The organism is Streptomyces similanensis, assembly GCF_039543625.1.
Taxonomy (GTDB): domain Bacteria; phylum Actinomycetota; class Actinomycetes; order Streptomycetales; family Streptomycetaceae; genus Streptomyces; species Streptomyces similanensis.
The window spans coordinates 1-20,982 of sequence record NZ_BAABKC010000029.1 but is presented as its reverse complement, the minus strand read 5'-3'; the positions used below and the strand labels follow the sequence as shown (position 1 = coordinate 20,982).

The 20,982-nt window shown below is 74.9% G+C and carries 15 protein-coding genes; 4 read left to right on the top strand and 11 right to left on the bottom strand.

Annotated features, from left to right (window positions below; genetic code table 11):
• Positions 1-236 precede the first annotated feature (236 nt).
• The 3 genes from ABEB07_RS10435 (at position 237) to ABEB07_RS10425 (ending at position 2,477) form a co-directional block, all read left to right on the top strand.
• Positions 237-959 carry a hypothetical protein gene (locus ABEB07_RS10435; protein ID WP_345668010.1) on the top strand — a complete coding sequence of 241 codons (723 nt, stop codon included), beginning with the start codon at positions 237-239 and terminating at the stop codon, positions 957-959.
• Positions 956-1,423: a ferritin-like domain-containing protein gene (locus tag ABEB07_RS10430; protein ID WP_345668008.1), complete on the top strand. Its 468-nt coding sequence runs from the start codon at positions 956-958 to the stop codon at positions 1,421-1,423. Before ABEB07_RS10435 ends, ABEB07_RS10430 begins: the two co-directional genes overlap by 4 nt.
• A 118-nt stretch (positions 1,424-1,541) precedes the next feature.
• A complete protein-coding gene (locus ABEB07_RS10425) occupies positions 1,542-2,477 on the top strand; it encodes an aminoglycoside phosphotransferase family protein (protein ID WP_345668007.1) in 936 nt (311 codons plus the stop codon).
• Positions 2,478-2,579: 102 nt separating this feature from the next.
• Here the strand turns inward: ABEB07_RS10425 and ABEB07_RS10420 are convergent, their stop codons facing one another.
• The 3 genes from ABEB07_RS10420 to ABEB07_RS10410 form a co-directional block, all read right to left on the bottom strand.
• A complete protein-coding gene (locus ABEB07_RS10420; RefSeq protein WP_345668006.1) occupies positions 2,580-4,283 on the bottom strand; it encodes a proline--tRNA ligase in 1,704 nt (567 codons plus the stop codon).
• Between the two features lie 86 nt (positions 4,284-4,369).
• Positions 4,370-4,954, bottom strand: a complete 585-nt coding sequence (locus ABEB07_RS10415) for a GNAT family N-acetyltransferase (protein WP_176150731.1) — start codon at positions 4,952-4,954, stop codon at positions 4,370-4,372.
• 36 nt (positions 4,955-4,990) lie between these two features.
• Complete coding sequence (locus ABEB07_RS10410; protein ID WP_176150730.1) at positions 4,991-5,839, bottom strand: GNAT family N-acetyltransferase; 849 nt, start codon at positions 5,837-5,839, stop codon at positions 4,991-4,993.
• 265 nt (positions 5,840-6,104) lie between these two features.
• Here ABEB07_RS10410 and ABEB07_RS10405 point away from each other — a divergent pair, with 265 nt between their 5' ends.
• The gene (locus tag ABEB07_RS10405; RefSeq protein ID WP_345668005.1) at positions 6,105-8,090 is read left to right on the top strand and encodes a SpoIIE family protein phosphatase; all 1,986 of its coding nucleotides are present in this window, start codon (positions 6,105-6,107) and stop codon (positions 8,088-8,090) included.
• A gap of 78 nt (positions 8,091-8,168) precedes the next feature.
• On the opposite strand, the gene ispG is transcribed toward ABEB07_RS10405, so the two are convergent.
• From ispG to ABEB07_RS10365, 8 genes are all read right to left on the bottom strand, one after another.
• Positions 8,169-9,326, bottom strand: a complete 1,158-nt coding sequence (gene ispG / locus ABEB07_RS10400; RefSeq protein WP_164584914.1) for a flavodoxin-dependent (E)-4-hydroxy-3-methylbut-2-enyl-diphosphate synthase — start codon at positions 9,324-9,326, stop codon at positions 8,169-8,171.
• 183 nt (positions 9,327-9,509) lie between these two features.
• Entirely contained in the window at positions 9,510-10,802 is a 1,293-nt protein-coding gene (locus ABEB07_RS10395) for a M50 family metallopeptidase (protein ID WP_176152148.1), read from the bottom strand.
• Positions 10,803-10,810: 8 nt separating this feature from the next.
• Positions 10,811-12,073: a 1-deoxy-D-xylulose-5-phosphate reductoisomerase gene (gene dxr, locus ABEB07_RS10390; RefSeq protein WP_345668004.1), complete on the bottom strand. Its 1,263-nt coding sequence runs from the start codon at positions 12,071-12,073 to the stop codon at positions 10,811-10,813.
• 63 nt (positions 12,074-12,136) lie between these two features.
• The gene (locus ABEB07_RS10385) at positions 12,137-12,367 is read right to left on the bottom strand and encodes a hypothetical protein (RefSeq protein WP_345668003.1); all 231 of its coding nucleotides are present in this window, start codon (positions 12,365-12,367) and stop codon (positions 12,137-12,139) included.
• 60 nt (positions 12,368-12,427) lie between these two features.
• A complete protein-coding gene (locus ABEB07_RS10380) occupies positions 12,428-14,365 on the bottom strand; it encodes an acyl-CoA dehydrogenase family protein (protein WP_345668002.1) in 1,938 nt (645 codons plus the stop codon).
• Positions 14,366-14,715: 350 nt separating this feature from the next.
• A complete protein-coding gene (locus ABEB07_RS10375; RefSeq protein WP_345668001.1) occupies positions 14,716-16,161 on the bottom strand; it encodes an aldehyde dehydrogenase family protein in 1,446 nt (481 codons plus the stop codon).
• A gap of 578 nt (positions 16,162-16,739) precedes the next feature.
• A complete protein-coding gene (locus tag ABEB07_RS10370; protein ID WP_345668000.1) occupies positions 16,740-18,452 on the bottom strand; it encodes a PucR family transcriptional regulator in 1,713 nt (570 codons plus the stop codon).
• A 180-nt stretch (positions 18,453-18,632) separates the two neighbouring features.
• Positions 18,633-20,982: ATP/GTP-binding protein (locus ABEB07_RS10365; RefSeq protein ID WP_345667999.1), on the bottom strand; the 2,350-nt coding region annotated here is incomplete at its 5' end.

Genomic DNA, 20,982 nt, shown 5'->3' with positions numbered 1-20,982 from the left:
TATCCGGTTCCAGGGGGTGTTGCCGTCCACCTGGCCTGGGGCGGTGCCGCTGAGCCGTGTCCGCGGGGTGCGCGGGTACGGTGATCACGGGCGGGCCGCCGCACTGCTTTTCCGGTTTGCTGCTCTTCCGGCTTCCCGGTTTCCCGCTTGCCTGCTTTTCCGCTTGCTCGCTTGTTCGCTTGTCCGCTTGTTCGTTTGCCCGCCTTCCCGTTCGCACGCACCCGAGGACGACCGCCGTGCCGTTGCCGCCATCCCCGCGCGCCCTGTCCTGGGGGCCGCGCCGAAGGAGCCTGCTCGCCTCGGCGGCCGGCGCCGCCCTGCTCGCGGGCTGCTCCGCCGGAGCCGACGACCCCGGCGCCGCGGACCGCGGCCCGTCGCCCGCCGAGCGGGCGCGGACGCGCGCGGCCGAGGACAGCGCGGGGCTGGCACGGCGCTACGACGCCGTGATCGCCGCGCATCCGGCGCTGGCGGAGCGGCTGCGGCCGCTGCGGGCGGAGGTGCTGCGGCACGCGGCGGCCTTCGGCGGCGCCGCGCCGTCGCCTTCCCCCACGGGGTCCCCCTCCGGGACGGCCACGGGGTCGCCGGCCGCGCCCGCGGGCCCCACCGCGACGGGCGGGGCCACGGCGCCCGCTTCCAGCACGGCCACGGCGACGGCCACGGGCGGGGAGACCGCCCCCGGCGGTGCCACGGCCACGGGCGGGGCCGCGGCGACGGACGGGCCGGGGGCGGCCGGAGCGTCGTCGGGCGGGCCGTCCAAGGGGCCTTCGGGCGCCGCGTCGCCCGCCGTTCCCGTCAAGCCCGCGGACGCCCTCGCCGCGCTCGCCGCCGCCGAGCGCGCGCTCGCCGACGCGCGGGCGGCCGCGCTGCTCGACGTCCCCGGCGAACTGGCCCGGCTGCTGGCCTCCGTGGCCGCGGCCGGGGCGGCGCACGCGTATCTGCTGACGGAGGGTGAGAAGTGAGCCAGGCGGACGACGCGCGGGAACTGACGGCCGTGCAGGCGGCGCTCGCGGCGGAGCACGCGGCCGTGTACGGGTACGGCGTGGTGGGCGGGCGGATCCGCCGGGAGCGGCGCGCGGAGGCCCGGACGGCGTACGACGCGCACCGGGCGCGGCGGGACGCGCTGGTGCGCCGGGTACGGGACCTGGGCGGGCGGCCGGTGGCGGCCGCCGCTGCCTACGCGCTGCCGTTCGCGGTGCCGGACTCGGCGGCGGCGGCGCGGTTCGCGGCGGTGCTGGAGGACCGGGTGGCCGGGGTCTACTCCGACCTGGTGCGGGCCGGTTCGGGCGCGACGCGGCGGGACGCCGCCGGTGCGCTGCGGGAGGCCGCGGTGCGGGCGGTGCGCTGGCGCGGGGAGAGCGTAGCCTTCCCTGGTCTCGCCGAACGGGCCGGCGCCGGTACGGGGGCGGCGACCCCGACGCCCTAGCACGCCGCGCGCGACGGTGTCCGGCAGCACGGCGCGCCCGTAGGGACGCGGCAGGCGCCCCGGCGCAACGACCGACAGGGAACGCGTCGCGACGCGTCCAGGAAGGAACGACTCGCGCATGGCTTTCGAAGCACCGACGCGGCTGGTGCGGGCGCTCGGGGAGACGTCGCCCGAGGGCGACGACTGGCTGGAGCGGCTGCCCGAACTGGCCCGGCGGGCCGTCTCGGAGCGCGGGTTGACGGTCGAGCGGGTGCAGGCGCCCGGCGGGCGCAGCAGCCTGGTGGTGCTGGTGCGGACGGCGCGGGACGCGCCGGCCGTGCTGAAGCTGGCGCCGCCGCGGGCCAGGCCGGCCGCGGAGCTGGCCGCGCTGGCGCACTGGGACGGGCGCGGCGCCGTACGGCTGCTGGAGGGCGGCGCGGCGGACGAGGGCGTACTGCTGCTGGAGCGGCTGCACCCGGACGTGTCGGTGCGGTCGCTGCCGGAGGCGCGGGCGCTGCTGGAGGCGGCGGACACGCTGCGGCGGCTGTGGGTGGCGCCGCCCGTGAACCCCCAGGACCCGGAAGCCCCCGAGGGCGCGGGCGGGCTGTTCGAGACGGTGGCCGAGCGGACCGGCCGGCAGGCCGAGGCGATGCGGGCGGGCACGCCGCCGGAGGCCGAGGCGGGGGCGCTGGTCGCGGCGGCGCTCGCGGTGCGCGAGGAGTTGCTGGCCGCGCCGCCGGAACAGCTGCTGCTGCACGGCACGTTCCGGCAGAGCAAGGTGCTGGCGGGCGACCGGATGCCGTGGCTGGCGGTGGGGCCCGATCCGGTGGTCGGCGAGAGCGCCTTCGATCTGGCCCGGCTGGTCCGGGACCGGGTGGAGGACCTGATCGCCGCGCCGTCCGGTCCGGCCATCACCCGGCGGCGGGTGAAGCGGCTGGCGGAGTCGCTGGAGGTGGACCGGGAGCGGCTGCGCGGCTGGACCCTGTTCCGCGCGGTGGAGTCGGGCCTGCGGGCCCGCCGGGTGGGCCGCCCGAAGGACGCGGAACTCCTCCTGGAGTTCGCCACCTGGCTCTGAGCCATGCCGCGTGCGGGGGCGGCCGCCCGGAGGCGCCGGGGGTGGAGAACAGCCCCACCGCCGCGTCCGGAAGGCGGGTGGTGGGGCTGTCGGGGGGAGTCGTCACGCGGTCAGGCGGGTGAGGGCTTCCTCGACGGTCAGTTCCTCGCGCTCGCCCGTGCGGCGGTTCTTCAGCTCCAGGACGCCTTCGCCCGCGCGGCGGCCGGCGACCAGGATCCGCGGGACGCCGATGAGTTCGGCGTCGGTGAACTTCACGCCCGGGGAGACGCCGGCGCGGTCGTCGACCAGGACGCGGACGCCGGCCGCGGCCAGCTTCTGCGACACGTCGAGGGCCACCTCGGTCTGGAGGGCCTTGCCGGCGGCGACCACGTGCACGTCGGCCGGGGCGACCTCGGCGGGCCAGACCAGGCCGTGCTCGTCGGCGTGCTGCTCGGCGAGGGCGGCCACCGCGCGGGAGACGCCGATGCCGTAGGAGCCCATGGTGACGCGGACCGGCTTGCCGTTCTGGCCGAGCACGTCGAGCTTGAGGGCGTCGGTGTACTTGCGGCCGAGCTGGAAGATGTGGCCGATCTCGATGGCGCGGTCCAGCTTGAGGCCGGTGCCGCACCGGGGGCAGGGGTCGCCCTCGCGCACGACCACCGCGTCCACGTACGCGTCGACCTCGAAGTCACGGCCGGCGACGACGTTCTTCGCGTGCGTGTGCTCCTTGTTGGCGCCGGTGATCCAGGCGGTGCCGGGGGCGACGCGCGGGTCGGCGACGTACGTGACCTTCTCCCCCAGGCCCTGCGGGCCGACGTAGCCGCGCACCAGGTCGGGGCGGCCGGTGAAGTCCTCGGCGGTGACCAGTTCGACGGCGGCCGGGGCGAAGTGCGCCTCGACCTTGCCGAGGTCCACCTCGCGGTCGCCGGGCACGCCCACGGCGACGATCTCGCCGTCCACCTTGACCAGCAGGTTCTTCAGCGTGGCGGAGGCCGGGACGCCGAGCGAGGCGGCCAGGGTCTCGATGGTGGGGGTGTCCGGGGTGGGGATCTCCTCCAGCGCGGGCACGCCGGAGCCGTCCACCGGCTTCAGCTCGTAGGTGATCGCCTCGGTGTTGGCGGCGAAGTCGCAGTTCGGGCAGTCGGCGAAGGTGTCCTCGCCGGCCTCGGCCGGGGCGAGGAACTCCTCGGACTTGGAGCCGCCCATCGCGCCCGCGGTCGCCGCGCAGATGCGGTAGTCGAGACCGAGGCGCTCGAAGATCCGCTGGTAGGCCTGGCGGTGCAGGCCGTAGGACGCGGCCAGGCCCTCGTCGGCGGTGTCGAAGGAGTAGGAGTCCTTCATCAGGAACTCGCGGCCGCGCAGGATGCCGGCCCGGGGGCGGGCCTCGTCGCGGTACTTGCTCTGGATCTGGTAGAGGATGACCGGCAGGTCCTTGTAGGAGGACGCCTGGTCCTTCACCAGCAGGGTGAAGATCTCCTCGTGGGTGGGGCCGAGGAGGTAGTCGCCGCCCTTGCGGTCCTTGAGGCGGAACAGCTCGCCGCCGTACTCGTCCCAGCGGCCGGTCGCCTCGTACGGCTCCCTGGGCAGCAGCGCGGGCAGCAGGACCTCCTGGGCGCCGATGGCGTCCATCTCCTCGCGGACGATCCGCTCGACGTTCGCGAGGACCTTCCTGCCCAGCGGCAGCCAGCTCCAGATGCCCGCGGCGGTGCGGCGGACGTAACCGGCGCGGACCAGCAGCTTGTGGCTGAGGACCTCGGCGTCGGCCGGGTCGTCGCGCAGCGTCTTCGCCATCAACTGGGACATGCGCTGGACCGGTGCGTTGGCCATGGTTCTCGTACTCCTGCCGGGTATGGGTGATGGCTAGGAGGTTAGCCGGGCGGGGTGGGCCGGTGGAAATCGGTTAACCGCGGCGGTCAGCGGCGGCGCAGCGGCAGCGGGGCGCCCATGACGGCGTACGGCTTCGGGGCGCTGGGGAAGACGACCTGGCGGGCCAGATCGGTGTAGCCCAGGGAGTGGTAGAGGCCGCGCGCCGGGCTGTCGGCGTCGATCGCGGAGAGGATCGAGCGGGACTCGGCGGCGCCGTCGGTGAGGGCGGTGATCAGGGCGCGGCCGACGCCGCGGTTCTGGTGGCGCGGGTGGACGTGCAGCTCGGTGATGACGAAGGAGTCGTCGAGCCATTCGTCGTTGTCGCGGGCGCGCAGGTACGGCTCGACGACGGTGGACCACCAGTGGGCGCGGTCGTTGGGCATGCCGTAGACGAAGCCGGCCAGCCGTCCGTCGGGGGTGGTGGCGCCCAGGGCGCGGGCGCCCGGGTTGTTCATGTGCCGCAGCACGATCTGGCGGCGTACGGCGACCTCCTCGGCGCCGAGTCCGAAGGCGACGGCCTGCACGGCCAGCGCCTCGTCCACACGGGCCGGCAGGTCGAGGGGACCGATCTCGATGTCGTCCGCGATCGCGTCGGGGCGGTGGCCGGAGCCGTGACCGGGAATGTGCGCCATGCGGGGAGACTACCCGGCACACGCCCGCACAAGAGCTCAGAACAGCACGCTGGTGAAGGCGCCGGTCTCGCGGAAGCCGACGCGGTGGTAGGTGCGGCGGGCCGGGGTGTTGAAGTCGTTGACGTACAGGCTCACCACCGGGGCCACGTCGGCCAGCGCGTACCGCAGGACGGCGGCCATGCCGGGGGCGGCCAGGCCCCGGCCGCGGTGCTCGGGGGCGACCCAGACGCCCTGGATCTGGCAGACCCGGTCGGTCGCCGCGCCGATCTCGGCCTTGAACATCACCTTGCCGTGCTCGTCGACGCGGGCGAAGGAGCGGCCGGAGCCGACGAGTTCGGCGACCCGGGCCTGGTAGAGCAGGCCGCCGTCGCCGGCGAGCGGGGAGACGCCGACCTCCTCGGTGAACATCGCCACGCACGCCGGCATGATCGTCTCCATCTCGTCCTTGCGGACGCGGCGGACGTACGGGTCGGGGGCGATGTCGGCGGGCATGCGGTCGGCGACCATCAGCGGCTGGCGGGCGCGGACCTCGCGGGCCGGGCCCCAGCTGGGTTCGAGCAGCCGCCACAGCTGGGTGGTGGGGGTGGCGGGGCCGACGATGGAGGAGCAGCGGCGGCCGGCCCGGCGGGCGCGGTCCGCGAAGGCCCGCACGGCGCGCGGGGTGGCGCATATGGGAACGAGGTTGGCGCCCGCGTAGCACAGCGAGGTGAGCGTCCCGTCCTCGTACCAGCCCCACATCTCGCCGCCGAGCCGCCACGGGTCGAGCCCGGCGACCCGCACACGGGAGGCCACGAAGGCGTTCACGACCGGCTCGCGGTCGAGGACGGCGAGCGCGGCGTCCAGGTCGCTCGGTTCGAGCACCCGTGAGGTGGTCTGGGTCAACACGTACGGGGCCTCACGCTGGGGGTATCGCTGATCTCCGCACTGTACCCGCCGAATCCGGGCCGCGCCGCCCCCTGTGGGACAGGGCCTTGGGGGGTGGGCGGAGGGTGTGCTGCGGGGCCGGCGACACACTCCGCCCGAACGGCGACGGGTTTCCCCAGAACGGTAAGAATGGTACAAGGAGAGACGAACGGGACGGCCTCGGGAGAGCGGTGATCGCGGTGACGGCACACCGGAGGACCGTCCGGAGCGAGGAGGGGGTCGGGCCATGAGCGGGGCGGGCACGGCGGACCCCGCCCTGGACCCGGACTTCCCGCTCCAGGTCCTGCGCGATCTGGGCACCGGTGTCTTCACGCTGGACACCGCGGGGCGGATCACCTACGTCAACCCGTGGGCGCAGCGGCTGCTGCGCCGGGAACTCGACGACATGCTCGGCGAGGACGCGCACGACCTGCTGCACCGCCGCCCCGACGGCTCGCCGGTGCCGCGCGAGCAGTGCGCCATGCAGACCCCGATGCGCGGCAGCCGGACCGCCGAGGAGGGCAGCGAGGAGTACTTCCTGCGCTCCGACGGCACCACCGTGCCGATCATCTGGTCGACCACCCCGCTGCGGGTGGCGGGCCGGGTGGCCGGGCTGGTGGTCGTCTTCAGCGACTTCAGCCTGCACCGCGCGGCCGAGGAGCGGATGGCCGCGCACACCGCCGCCCTGGAGGCGCTGACCGCCCGGCTGAACCTGCTGGCGGACGTCTCCGCGGTGCTGATGACCGCCCTGGACTCGCACCACCGGATGCGCCGGCTGCTGCGGGTGCTGGTGCCGGAGCTGGGCGACTGGGCGTCGGTGTCCCTGTACTCGGAGCGGACCGGGGCGCTGGAGCGGGTCGCCGTGCGCTGCCCCGCCCACCAGCGCCGGGCCAAGCGGCTCCAGGGTCCGCTGCCGCCGCTGCCGGCCGGCGTCCGCGCGGCGGTGGCCCGGATCCTGAGCGCCGACGAGCCGGTGCCGCTGACCGCCGAGGAGATGCGCGACCCGGACGCCCCGCTCGCCACCACCCACGGGAAGCTGTTCGAGCGGCTCGGCGGCCACTCGGCCGTGGTCGTCCCGCTGACCGCCCGCCGCAACCACTACGGGATGCTGACCCTCGGCCGCACCGGGGACTCCCCCGCGCCCACCCGCGCCGAGATCAGACTGCTCGCCGACATCGGCCGCCGGCTGGCGCTGGTGCTGGACAACGCCCGGCTCTACCAGGAGCAGCGCAACGTCTCCGAGACCATGCAGCGCCAGCTGCTCGCCCCGCTCCCCCAGGTGGACCACCTGCGGATGGCCGCCCGCTACCTGCCCGCGCAGCGCGCCATGGAGGTCGGCGGCGACTGGTACGACGCGTTCCTGCTCGCCGACGGGGTGATGGCCCTGGTGATCGGGGACGTGGTCGGCCACGATCTGAAGGCCGCGGCGCACATGGCGGAGGTGCGCAACATGCTGCGCGCCCTGGCCTGGGACCAGCAGCATCCGCCCAGCCTGATCGTGTGCCGTCTGGACGAGGCGGTGACGAACACCAGCGACGCCCCGATGGCCACGCTCGTCTTCGCCCGGATCGAGGGCCCGGAGGGCGGGCCGTGGCGGATGAACTGGGTCAACGCCGGGCATCCGCCGCCGCTGCTGGTGACCCGGGAGGGCGACGCGCGGTACCTGACGGGCGGGCACGGTCCGCTGATCGGCATGAGCGCCACCCTGCACCTGGGCCTGAGCTGGCCCGACGCTTACGAGGAGCTGCCGCCCGGGTCGACGCTGCTGCTGTACACCGACGGACTGGTGGAGAGCCGGGGCCGGCCGATCGACCTGGGGCTGGCCAAGCTCCGCCACCACGCCTCGGTGCTGGTGCGGCGGCCGACCGGCGGGACGGTGGACGAGTTCTGCGACGAGCTGCTGCGGCGGATCGCGCCCAGCGGCGACGACGTCGCGCTGCTCGCGCTGCGGCTGCCGCCGTCGGGTGCGGGCGCGCCCGGCGACCGCAGTGCGCCGCCGCCCCCGCAGTCGCCGTACAGTCCGGCCGCCCCGGACCGCTCCGCTCCCGGTTCGCTCCAGGAGGACGCGCCGGTCAAGGACCCCACGCGGGGGCTGCGGGGGCAGTTCCCGGGGGACGGCCCGCCGGAGGGGTTCGGGGGCGGGCCGCCGGAGGAGGTCCGGGACGGGCCGTCCGAGAAGTTCGGGGGCGGGTCCCCCGAGGAGGGGTCGGGGGATTCGGACGAGGAGGAGTGAGGGCGGCTGCGGCCGTGTGCCGGGCGCGCCCTCGGGTCGCCGCGGGTTTCGGGCGCGGCCCTCGGGTCGTCGCGGGGTTCAGCCCGCGACCGAGATCTCCGGTTCGCCGGAGGCGACGCCCTCGGCCTCCATCTGCTCGGCCAGCTTCATGGCCTCCTCGATCAGGGTCTCCACGATCTTCGACTCCGGCACGGTCTTGATGACCTCGCCCTTCACGAAGATCTGCCCCTTGCCGTTGCCCGACGCCACACCCAGGTCCGCCTCGCGCGCCTCGCCGGGACCGTTGACGACACAGCCCATCACCGCGACCCGCAGCGGCACCTCCATGCCCGTCAGACCCGCCGTGACCTCCTCGGCCAGCTTGTACACATCCACCTGCGCGCGCCCGCACGACGGACACGACACGATCTCCAGGCCCCGCTGGCGCAGGTTCAGCGACTCCAGGATCTGGATGCCGACCTTGACCTCCTCGGCCGGCGGCGCCGACAGCGACACCCGGATGGTGTCGCCGATGCCCTGGGAGAGCAGCGCGCCGAACGCCACCGCCGACTTGATCGTGCCCTGGAAGGCCGGACCCGCCTCCGTCACACCCAGGTGGAGCGGGTAGTCGGACTGCTCGGCCAGCTGCCGGTACGCCTCGATCATCACGACCGGGTCGTTGTGCTTCACCGAGATCTTGATGTCCCGGAAGTCGTGCTCCTCGAACAGCGACGCCTCCCACAGCGCCGACTCCACCAGCGCCTCCGGCGTCGCCCTGCCGTACTTCTGGAGCAGCCTGCGGTCCAGCGAGCCCGCGTTCACCCCGATCCGGATCGGCGTGCCGTGGTCCCCGGCCGCCTTCGCGATCTCCCGGACCTGGTCGTCGAACTTCTTGATGTTGCCCGGATTCACCCGCACCGCCGCACACCCCGCCTCGATCGCGGCGAACACGTACTTCGGCTGGAAGTGGATGTCCGCGATCACCGGGATCTGCGACTTGCGCGCGATCGTCGCCAGCGCGTCCGCGTCGTCCTGCGTCGGACACGCCACCCGCACGATCTGGCAGCCCGACGCGGTCAGCTCCGCGATCTGCTGCAACGTCGCACCGATGTCCGACGTACGCGTCGTCGTCATCGACTGCACCGACACCGGCGCGTCCCCGCCCACCGGGACCGTGCCGACCTGGATCTGCCGGCTCTTGCGGCGCTCGGCGAGCTTGGTCGGAACGGACGGCATGCCGAGAGAAATCGCAGTCATCTGCTGTGCAACCCCAAGTCGTGGATCAAGGTCCGGCCCCGTTCAGCGGCGGGCTCCAGGCTTCGAGATTACGGTACGTGGCGCTGCCCGGGCACATCCCACCCGGCAAACCACTCATTGGTAGGCGGCCGGAGCGGTGGACCGCCCGGCCGCCCGGTGAACGCCCGGGAGCCAGGGCCTGTCCTAGGAGATTTTGACCGGGTTGACCACGTCGGCGATCAGGACGAGCGCGGTGAAGCAGATGAAGACGCTGGCCACCACGTAGGCCACCGGCATCAGCTTCGCCACGTCGAACGGACCCGGGTCCGGGCGGCGCAGCACCCTGGCCAGCCGGCGGCGCAGCGACTCCCACAGCGCGCCCGCGATGTGGCCGCCGTCCAGCGGCAGCAGCGGGAGCATGTTGAACAGGAACAGGGAGAGGTTGAAGCCGGCGACCAGCATCAGGGCCATGGCCAGCTGCTGGGTGGGCGGGATGTGCAGGGTGAAGATCTCGCCGCCGACGCGGGCCGCGCCGACCACGCCCATCGGGGAGTCGGGCTGGCGCGGGGCGCCGTCGAAGGCCGCGTCCCACAGGGCGGGGATCTTGCCGGGCAGGTCGGCGATGGAGTCGACGGCCTCGCCGAGGCGGTCGCCCATCCAGCTCACCGACTGGCCGAAGTCCTGGCGGGCGACGCCGGTGGCGGCGCTGAAGCCGAGGAAGCCGGCGTCGACGTACTTGCCCTCCACGATCCGGCCGCTGGAGTCCTTCTCGGCGACCTGGTTGGTGGCGATCTTCGCGTGCAGGGTGACGTCCTGGCCGCCCCGCTCGACGACGATCGGCACGTCCTTGCCGGGGTTGGCGCGGATGAGGTCCGACAGGCGGTCCCACTCGTCGGTCTTCACGCCGTCGAAGGAGACGATGCGGTCGCCGGCCTTCAGGCCCGCGGCGGCGGCCGGGGAGGGCGCGTCGGTGGCCTTGCAGGTGTCGCGGTTCTCGCTCTGGGCGATGACGCACTTGGAGACCGAGCTGACGGCGGTGGTCTGCTGCGAGATGCCGAAGCCCATCAGGACGGTGAGGAACAGCGCGACCGCGAGGATCAGGTTCATGAAGGGGCCCGCGAACATCACGATGACCCGCTTCCACGGGGCGCGGGTGTAGAACAGGCGCTTCTCGTCGCCCGGCTGGAGTTCCTCGAAGGCGGCCGAGCGGGCGTCCTCGATCATGCCGCGCCAGGGCGAGGTGGAGCGCGCGGCGATCCGGCCGTCGTCGCCCGGCGGGAACATGCCGATCATGCGGATGTAGCCGCCGAACGGGATGGCCTTGACGCCGTACTCCGTCTCGCCCTTCCTGCGGGAGAAGATCGTCGGGCCGAAGCCGACCATGTACTGCGGCACCCGGATGCCGAACAGCTTGGCCGTGGACAGGTGGCCCAGCTCGTGCCACGCGATGGAGAACAGCAGGCCGATCACGAAGACGACTATGCCGAGGATCATCATCAGGGACGTCATGCACGCGCCTCCGCGGTCGCCGTCTGCGCTGTCAGTTCCCGGGCCCGGGCGCGGGCCCAGGCCTCCGCTTCCAGGACGTCCGGGACCGTCAGGGAAGTTCCCGTCCCGGGCGTGCCGTGTTCCTCGACCACCTGTGTCACGGTCTCCATGATGGCGTTGAAGGGCAGCGCGCCGCGCAGGAACGCGTCGACGCACTCCTCGTTGGCCGCATTGAACACGGCCGGGGCGGTGCCCGCGAGGCGGCCCACGTGCCGGGCCAGGCCCACGGAGGGGAAGGCGTCGGTGTCGAGGGGGAAGAACTCCCAGGTCGACGCGGTGCTCCAGTCGAAGGCGGGCGCGGCGTCGGGGACGCGTTCGGGCCAGCCGAGTCCGATGGCGATCGGCCCGCGCATGTCAGGGGGCGTCGCCTGGGCGAGGGTGGACCCGTCGGTGAACTCGACCATCGAGTGGACGTACGACTGCGGGTGCACGACGACCTCGATGTGCTCGAAGGGGATGTCGTACAGCAGGTGCGCCTCGATGACCTCCAGGCCCTTGTTGACGAGGGTGGCGGAGTTGACCGTGATCACCGGGCCCATCGCCCAGGTGGGGTGCGCGAGGGCGTCCTCGACGGTGACGTCGGCCAGCTCCGCCTTGGTGCGGCCGCGGAAGGGGCCGCCGGAGGCGGTGACGACGAGTCGGCGTACGTCGGCGCGGGTGCCGGCGGCCAGCGCCTGGAAGAGCGCGGCGTGCTCGGAGTCGACCGGGATGATCTGGCCGGGCTTGGCGACGGCCTTGACCAGGGGGCCGCCGACGATGAGCGACTCCTTGTTGGCGAGCGCCAGGGTGCGGCCCGCCTCCAGGGCGGCGAGGGTCGGGGCGAGGCCGATGGAGCCGGTGATGCCGTTGAGGACGGTGTGGCAGGCGGAGGCGGCGAGCTGGGTGGCCGCCTCGGGTCCGGCCAGGATCTCCGGCAGCGGCTCGCCGGCGCCGTACTCGGCGGCGAGCGCCTCGCGCAGGGCCGGCACGACGTCCGCGCGGGCCACGGCGACGGCCCGGACCCGCAGCCGGCGCGCCTGCTCGGCGAGGAGGCCGACCCGGCCGCCGTTGGCGGACAGAGCGGTGACCCGGAAGCGGTCCGGATTGCGCAGCACGAGGTCGATGGCCTGGGTGCCGATGGACCCGGTGGACCCGAGGACCACGACGTCCTTGGGGCCGTCCCCGGCGACGGGATCGAAGACGAGGTGCGGATCGGCGAGAGGGGCTGGACGGTCGCTCATCCCCCCATTGTGGCCGCACCGGCGCCGTCCTTTGACAGCGCGTCCCCCGGGCGGGTCCCGCCGTCATCGGCGGCGCTCCTCGGGCCACGGCCTGAAGCGCCGCCGTCCCCACTCCACGGCCTGCTCCCGCATCCGGCCCCGCAGCCAGGCCGCCCAGAAGACGAGCGGGGTCGCCACCAGGGCGAACAGCAGCGCCGCGCCCCAGCCGACGCCGGAGCCGGCGAACCGGAGGAAGAGAGCGACGGCGGCGTACGTGGCACCGGCGCCGAGCACGTACTGGATTCGCTTCCGCATGGGGCGCGGATACCCCGGCGGGGCGCCCGCACGGCCGCGGGGCTCCGCCGGGGCGGGTGGTCAGCGGACGGGGCGGTGGACGTTCTCGCGTCCGCTCGGTCCGGGCGGCGTCTCGGCGATCCACGGGCCGTCGTCCGAGGGGTCGATGACGCCGTGCTCCAGCCACTCGTAGACGCCGCCGAGGACGCCCTTGACGACCTTGTTGTCCAGGTCGTCGGTGTTGGTCCACAGCCGGTCGAAGAGTTCGCCGACCCGGATGCGGGACTGGCGGCAGAAGGCGTCGGCGAGCTGGTACGCCTCGCGGCCGTGCTCGCCCCGGCCGCGCAGGAGTTCGGCGCGCACGCAGGCCGCGCTCATCGCGAACAGCTCGGCGCCGATGTCGACGATCCGGCCCAGAAAGCCCTGCTTGGTCTCCATCCGGCCCTGCCAGCGGGACATGGCGTAGAAGGTGGAGCGGGCGAGCTTGCGCGCGGTGCGTTCGACGTAGCGCAGGTGCGGGGACAGGTCGACGTGGCCGGCCGGGTGGAACTCGGCGTAGGAGCCGGGGAGTTGACCGGGTCCCGCGACCAGCTTCGGCAGCCACTTGGCGTAGAACAGGCCCGCGTTGGCGCCCGCCTTCGCCTTGTCGGGCAGGGACTTGTCCGGGTCGATGAGGTCGCCGGCGACCGAGAGGTGGGCGTCGACGGCCTCCCGTGCGATCAGCAGGTGCATGATCTCGGTGGAGCCCTCGAAGATGCGGTTGATGCGCAGGTCGCGCAGCATCTGCTCGGCGGGGACGGCGCGTTCGCCGCGGGCGGCGAGCGAGGCGGCGGTCTCGAAGCCGCGGCCGCCGCGGATCTGGACCAGTTCGTCGGCCATCTTCCAGGCCATCTCGGAGCCGTAGAGCTTGGCGAGGGCGGCCTCGATGCGGATGTCGTTGCGGTTCTCGTCGGCCATCTGGGAGGACAGTTCGAGGACGGCCTCCAGGGCGAAGGTGGTGGCGGCGATGAAGGAGATCTTGGCGCCGACCGCCTCGTGCAGCGCGACCGGCTTGCCCCACTGCTCGCGGGCCGCGGACCACTCGCGGGCGATCTTCAGGCACCACTTGCCGGCGCCCGCGCACATCGCGGGCAGCGAGAGGCGGCCGGTGTTGAGGGTGGTGAGGGCGATCTTGAGGCCCTGACCCTCCTCGCCGACGCGGTTCGCGGCCGGGACGCGCACCCGGTGGAAGCGGGTGACGCCGTTCTCGATGCCGCGCAGGCCCATGAAGGCGTTGCGGTTCTCCACCGTGACGCCCTCGGAGCCGGCCTCCACGACGAAGGCGGTGATGCCGCCGCGGCCCGTCTCGGACTTCGGCACCCGCGCCATGACGACGAGGAGGTCGGCCACCACCCCGTTGGTCGTCCACAGCTTGACCCCGTCCAGGACGTAGTCGTCGCCGTCGCGCACGGCGGTGGTGGCCAGGCGTGCCGGGTCGGAGCCGACGTCCGGCTCGGTCAGCAGGAAGGCGGAGATGTCCGTGCGGGCGCAGCGCGGCAGGAAGGTGTCCTTCTGCTCCTGGGTGCCGAACATCTTCAGCGGCTGCGGGACGCCGATCGACTGGTGCGCGGAGAGCAGCGCGCCGATGGCCGGGCTGGCGGAGCCGGCCAGGGCGAGGGCCTTGTTGTAGTACATCTGGGTGAGGCCCAGGCCGCCGTACTTGGTGTCGATCTTCATGCCGAGCGCGCCGAGCTCCTTGAGCCCGGTGATCACGTCGTCGGGGATGCGCGCGTCGCGTTCGATGCGGGCCGAGTCGACCTTGGACTCGCAGAAGTCGCGGAGTTTGGCGAGGAACTCCTCGCCGCGCTCGACGTCGTCGTCGGCGGGGAGCGGGTGGGGGTGGATCAGGTCGAGGCGGAAGCGGCCGAGGAACAGCTCCTTGGCGAAACTGGGCTTGCGCCAGTCCTGCTCCCGTGCGGCCTCGGCCACCTCGCGCGCCTCGCGCTCGGTGACGGTGGGTTTGGACGTTGGTGCGGACATGAGGCTCACCTCGCCGCCAAGTGGGCTATAGGGGATGTCGGTTACCGACCGGTCGTGCTGGTTCACCCGTACCCGCCCGAAGGCCGGGATCACCGCCCCGCGGGGCGGGAGCGCCCGCCTCGCGGCGGTGCGACGGTGCGTGTCCGGCCGGTCGCGGAACGGATTCCTCCCAGCATCGCGCCGTACGGCCCCGGTGGCCAGTCGTACGGGCCGATCCGCGCGACGCGGGCGAGCCGGGGCCCGACGGGCCCGTACGGGCCCCGGGACGGCACGACGACGGCCGGAGCCCCCGCACACGGGCTCCGGCCGTCGTCGTTCTGCGGTCACCGGTTCGGCGACCCGGGGCGGTCCTACAGGGCGAGGCCCGTCAGGACGAGGACGCGCTCGTAGGTGTAGTCGTCCATCGCGTAGCGCACGCCCTCGCGGCCCACGCCGGACTGCTTGGCGCCGCCGTAGGGCATCTGGTCGGCGCGGTAGGAGGGGACGTCGCCGATGACGACACCGCCGACCTCAAGGGCGCGGTGGGCGCGGAAGGCGACCTGGAGGTCGTGCGTGAACACGCCCGCCTGGAGGCCGTACTTGGAGGAGTTGACGGCGGCGAACGCGGCCGCCTCGCCGTCGGCCTTCTGCACGGTCAGCACCGGGCCGAAGACCTCCTCGCGGGCGATGGTCACATCGGCCGGGACGTCGGCGAGGACGGTCGGCGCGTAGGAGGCGCCGTCGCGCTTGCCGCCGGTGAGCAGGGCGGCGCCGGCGTCGACGGCCTCGCTCACCCAGGACTCGACGCGCTGGGCGGCGGCCTCGCTGACCAGCGGGCCGACGTCGGTCCTCGGGTCGGCGGGGTCGCCGGTGACCTGGGCCTCGACGGCGGCGACGATGCGCGGCAGCAGCCGGTCGTAGACGGCGGCGTCGGCGATCACGCGCTGCACCGAGATGCAGGACTGGCCGCCCTGGTAGTTGGAGAAGGTCGCGATGCGGTTCGCGGCCCAGTCCAGGTCCTCGTCGCTCGCCCAGTCGCCGAGGACGACGGCCGCGCCGTTGCCGCCCAGCTCCAGGGTGCAGTGCTTGCGCGGCACCGAGTCCATGATCGCGTAGCCGACCTGCTCGGAGCCGGTGAAGGAGATGACCGGCAGCCGCTCGTCCTGGACGAGGGCGGGCATCTTGTCGTTGGCGACCGGCAGGATGCTCCAGGAGCCGGCCGGCAGCTCGGTCTCGGCCAGCAACTCGCCGAGGATCAGGCCGGACAGCGGGGTGGCCGGGGCCGGCTTGAGGATGATCGGGACGCCGGCGGCGATGGCCGGGGCGACCTTGTGCGCGCACAGGTTCAGCGGGAAGTTGAACGGCGCGATGCCGAGGACGACGCCCTTGGGGAAGCGGCGGGTGAGGGCCAGGCGGCCCTGGCCGCCGCCGTCGGTGTCCAGGCGCTGGGCCTCGCCGCCGTTGAAGCGGCGGGCCTCCTCCGCGGCGAACCGGAACACCGAGACGGCACGGCCGACCTCGCCGCGCGCCCACTTGATCGGCTTGCCGTTCTCGGCGGAGATCAGCTGCGCGATCTCCTCGGTGCGCTCGGTCAGGCGCTTGCCGACGTGGTCCAGGGCGGCGGCCCGTACGTGGGCGGGGGTGGCGGCGAACTCGTCCAGCGCGGCGTGCGCGGCGGCCACGGCCTCCTCGACCTGGGCGTCGGTCGGCACGCCGACCGTGCCGACCGTGCGGCCGTCCCACGGGGAGGTGACGTCGAAGGTGTCCTCGCCGGTGACCTGGCGGCCGGCGAGCCAGAAGGCGGTGGTGGAAGTCATTGTGACGAGTCCGGCCCTTCCGCGTTGGGGGTGGTCTGCTTGCGTCGTCAACGGTAGGGCGACGACGCGCGCACGGCGCTTGTCCGGGGTGGAGCAGTGGGGGGCGGGGGTGCGCCGGTTTGGCAGAGGCGGGGTGGGCGGCCGGCGCGGGGCGGTTGGCGGGTGAGCGGTCGCGGGCGGCCGGGTCGAGCCACCGCCACCGACGCGGAGGAACGGCCACGGCCGGGCCGGGGAGACGGGCGGGCACGCGGCCCGGGCGAACGCCTGCGGCCGGGCCGGGCAAGCGGCGACACGGCCTGGGCGAACGGCCACGGCCGATCCGGCGAGCGGCTGTCGACGGGGCGAGCCGGGCAAGTGGCCACGCGGCCCGGTGAAACGGCCATGGGCGGTCCGGAGCGGCTGCCGCCCGGTCATCGCCACTGGCGCGCGGACGAACGCCTGCGGCCGGGCCGGAGAGGCGGGCACCGGCGGCCCGGGCGGGCGGCCACGGACGGTGCGGGCGCGTGGCCGCGGCCGGTCGGGGCGAGCGGGTGGGGCCGGTCCCGGGCAGCGGGCGCGGGTGGTGGGCGCGAGGGGTGTTACGGCTGGTCCGGGGTGGTGGTTTTGAGGGCCAGCCAGAGTTCCATGCGGACGTCCGGGTCGTCCAGGGAGCGGCCGAGGATCTCCTCGACCCGGCGCATGCGGTAGCGCAGGGTGTGGCGGTGGACGCCCAGGTCGGCGGCGGCCGCGTCCCACTGGCCGTGCCGGGAGAGCCAGGCGCGCAGCGAGGCGACCAGGTCGCCGCGGCCGGTCGCGTCGTGCTCGTACAGCGCCCGCAGCAGGCCGTCGGCGAAGGCCCGCACCGCGTCGTCCGCGAGCAGCGGCAGGACGGAGCCGGAGGCCAGCTGTTCGTGCTCGACGAGCACGCGGCCGCGCCGCCGGGCCACCGACAGGGCCTGTTCGGCCTGCTTGTAGGCGCCGGCCGCGGCGATCGGGCCGGCCGGGGCGGACAGGCCGACGACCAGCTCGCCCCCCTCCCCCGCGCGCTGCTCGGACGGCGCCGCGGCCCGGGCGGCCTCCAGCGCGGCGGCGTGCTCCGCGCAGGCGGCGACGGCCGCGCTGCCGTCCCCGGCGAGCACCACCAGCCGCTCCCCGTCGGGGACGACCAGCACCGCCTCACCGGAGCGGGCGGCCGCCGCCTCCACGATCTCGGCGAGGCCCGCGAGCGGGTCGCCGCCCAGGACGACGGGCGGGGCGGCCGAGGCGGTGGGCTTGGCCGTCTGGGCGGTGGGCTTGGCGGCCGGGACGGCGGGCTTGGCGGCCGGGACGCGGGCGTGGGCGTCGGCGTGGGCCCGCGCCGCCGACGCCGAGGCGGACTCGGCGACGATCACCCTAAAGGGCGCGTCCAGCAGCCCGCCGTACAGGTCACCGGCGACGCCGCGGGCGTGGTCGGGCTGCCCGGCCAGCAGCATGCGCAGCACAGCCGCGCCGATCCGCTGCTCGGCGGCGTGCAGCGAGCGCGAGCGTTCGGTGGTGAGGGTGAGCAGGGCGATGGCGGAGTGCACGGCGTAGCGCTCGGCGGTGCCCAGCGGCGCGGCGGTGCCGACGGCGAGGGCGGCGCGCGGGCGGCGGCCGGTGCCGATGGAGTGCAGTTCGACGCGGTCCTCGGTGTCGGGGCCGCCGACCACGGCGGAGGCGGGCGCCGGCCGGTCGCGCAGCCGTTCGACGTCGGCGGTGAGCCGGGCCGCCCGGCGGCCGGCCCACTCGGGCGCGGTGGCGACGACGGCGCCCGAGGCGTCGTAGAGCGCCGCCCAGCCGTCGACCTGCGCGGCCAGCGCGGCGAGCAGTCCCTCCGGGCCGGAGATCAGGGCCTGCCGGGTCAGCTCCCGCTGGGCGGCGAAGCCCGCGGTGACCGCGCGGTACTGGTCGGCGGCGATCGCGGCGGAGACGGCCTTGCTGATGGCGAGGAACGGGGTGCGCCGGGGCACCTCCAGCAGCGGCAGCCCCTCCGCCTCGGCCGCCTCCACCAGCGCGGCCGGCACCTCGTCGTAGTTCACCCCGACGGCGAAGCCGAGCCCGACGACGCCGGCCCCGACCAGCCGCTTCACGTAGCGGCGCATCGCCTCGGGGTCCTCCGCGTCCAGCTTGAGCGCGGTGATCAGCAGCAGCTCGCCGCCCTCCATGTACGGCACGGGGTCGGCGAGCTCGCTGACGTGGGCCCAGCGGACGGGCACGTTCAGGCGGTCCCCGCCCGCGCGCACGGTCAGCTTGAGCGCGGAATGGTGGACGAGCGAGGCGAGCGTCGGGGGCATGGGGCCTTCAGATCTGCGGAGGTCGGGTGAGGGGTGTGGCGTTTTGGCCGCCGCGTATGAACGACCTCTGCCGATTGTGCCTCACCGTACGATCGGCGCGAGTCGGTACACCGGCCGGTCCGCGCCGGTCCGGTGTGCCCCCGTCCGCCACCGTCCGCCCTCGGCCGCCCCCGGCCTCCCTCACCCGCGCAGGTCCACCAGCAGCGGCGGGGCGTGCTCGCCGCGCACCCCGGTCAGCGACAGCACCGCGTGGCCCGGCGGCAGCTCGTGGGCCAGCTGGGAGGCGGACCAGCGCTCGCGCTCGACCTGCTTGGTGGTGACCGCGTCGGTGGTGACGGCCTTGCCGGTGACCAGCTTGCGCAGGGCGTGGAGGGCGCGGGTCATGGGCTGGTCGGCGAAGACGGTGTGCTTGGCGACCTCCTTGGTCTCCACCCACTCGGTGCCCCAGGCGTGCGCGAACCGGCCGCCGTCCCAGGTGGTGACCCCGGCCAGCGCCATCCGGCAGCCGACGGCGCCCAGCAGCGGGCCGTGCAGCGCCTCGGGCACGTCGGCGACGGTGCGCAGCGCGAGGACCACTCCGGCGTTCAGCGCGCGCAGCCGCTGGACGCGGCGCACGGACTCGGGGGTGACGGCGCCGGTGGCGTCGTCCAGGACCAGGAAGGCCGAGTGGCCGCGCCGGGTGTCGCGTACGACGGTGTGGAACTGGGCGAGGACCAGCCGGGTGATCAGCCGCGACGCCTCCTCGTGGCCGCGTTCGGGCAGGTCGACGCGGACCCGCAGCGGGTGGTGGGCGACGGCGCGCAGTGAGAAGGGCCTGCCGCCGCCCTCGCCGGTGCCGAAGAAGTCGGCGAAGACGGGGCGGTCCAGGAGGGAGAGCCGGTCGGCGAGGGCCGGTCCCGCGTCGGTGGGGGTGCCGGCCTGCCGCATCCGGGCGTCCAGCTCGCGGCGCATCACCGTGTGCTCGTCGGCGGCGAGTCCGGCCCGCAGCGCGGCCAGCGTGCCCGGCTCGCCCTCCAGCAGTTCGCGCAGCACGGGCAGCGGCGGGAAGCGGCCGTGGACGGCGCGGTAGGGGCCGAGGAGCTGGGCGAGGGCGGTGGCGGCGCCGCGCGCGGTGACGCCGCCGGCGCCGTCGAGGTCGCCGACGAGGGCCTCGGCGAGGAAGGCGGCGGCCTCGTCGGGGTCGTCGGACTCGGCGTAGGGGTCGAGGTCGTGGACGGAGGCGGGGTCGCCGATCCGCACCACCACGTCGTACGCCGCGTCCCGGCCGAGCGGCGCCCCGGCGGCGGAGACGGCGACCACCGCGCAACGGCCGGTGAGCGCCTGGAGCGCGAGCGACTCGGTGATCGGCTCGGTGACGTACCGGGTCTTGCCGGAGCCGGGCGGGCCGACCAGGAGCAGGGAGGTGGCCAGCAGGTCGGGGCCGAGGGCCGCGCCGGCGTCGTGGTACGGGCGCGGGGTCCGCTCGGCGGGCACCCAGCGGCCGAGCCGCACCTGTCCTTCGAGCAGGTCGTGGCGGGCGGTGCGGCCGGGCAGGTCGCGGGCGCCGGAGGGGTGGACGAAGGCGGCGGCGCCGTGCCGCAGCACGGTGTCGGCGAAGGCGTCCGGGTGCGCCCCGTCCCGGGCCTCGGTCCAGGCCCGCTCCACGCGGGCGCAGTCCACGTCGGTCATCCGGCCGCCGGCCACCTCGGCGGTCAGCAGGTCGGCGGCCTGGTGCCGGCCGGCGTGGCGCAGTGCGGGCCACTGGGAGCGGGGCAGGTCGGCGGGGGGCGGGGCGGCGGGGTCGGCGGCGGCGCGGCGCCGGGCGGCGAGTTCGGCAGCGTAGGCCCACCAGCCGCCGACGCGGGCGAACGGCCACACCACCAGGGCGGTGATCAGCGCGTACAGGGCGTCGGTGAACAGCTGGGAGGCGAACAGGTCGTAGCCGCCGGAGACGAGGACGACCAGGGAGAAGACCGGGTCGGCGACGGGCAGCGGGTCCCAGTTCACCAGCGGGAAGGCGCTCGGGAAGACCAGGCTGAGCGCGCCGAGGGCGCCGAGGGCGGCGTACCCGGCGCGGGCGGGCTGCGGGCGGCGGCCCACGAAGTGCCGTACGACCTCGGGCCAGCTGCCCAGCCGGGCCACGGCGTAGACGAGGACGGCGAAGAAGAGGCCGTCGTAGACCACCCTGGCCTCGCGGCCCTCCATGCCCTTGGGCGAGACGGTGCCGGCCCACCACCAGTCGGAGGGGGTGAACAGGCGCAGCGGCGCCGACTCGTAGGGCACCGCGCCCTGCCGCCACAGCGACCACACGAGCAGCGCGAGCACGAGCGGGACCAGCAGTCCGACGACGGTGATCGACGGCAGCCGGTCGGGGGCGGCGTCCTTGGGCGGGCGGTGGCCCAGGCGCCAGATGCCGGGCGCGGCGGCCGGGCGGGGGGTGTCGAGCCAGTCGGCGACGGCGGAGCGCGGCGCGGCCGGTCCGGGGGCGTACGGCGCCCGGCGGGCGTCCGGCGGTCCGGCGGGCCGGGGCGGGGCCGCGGGGGCCCGCGGG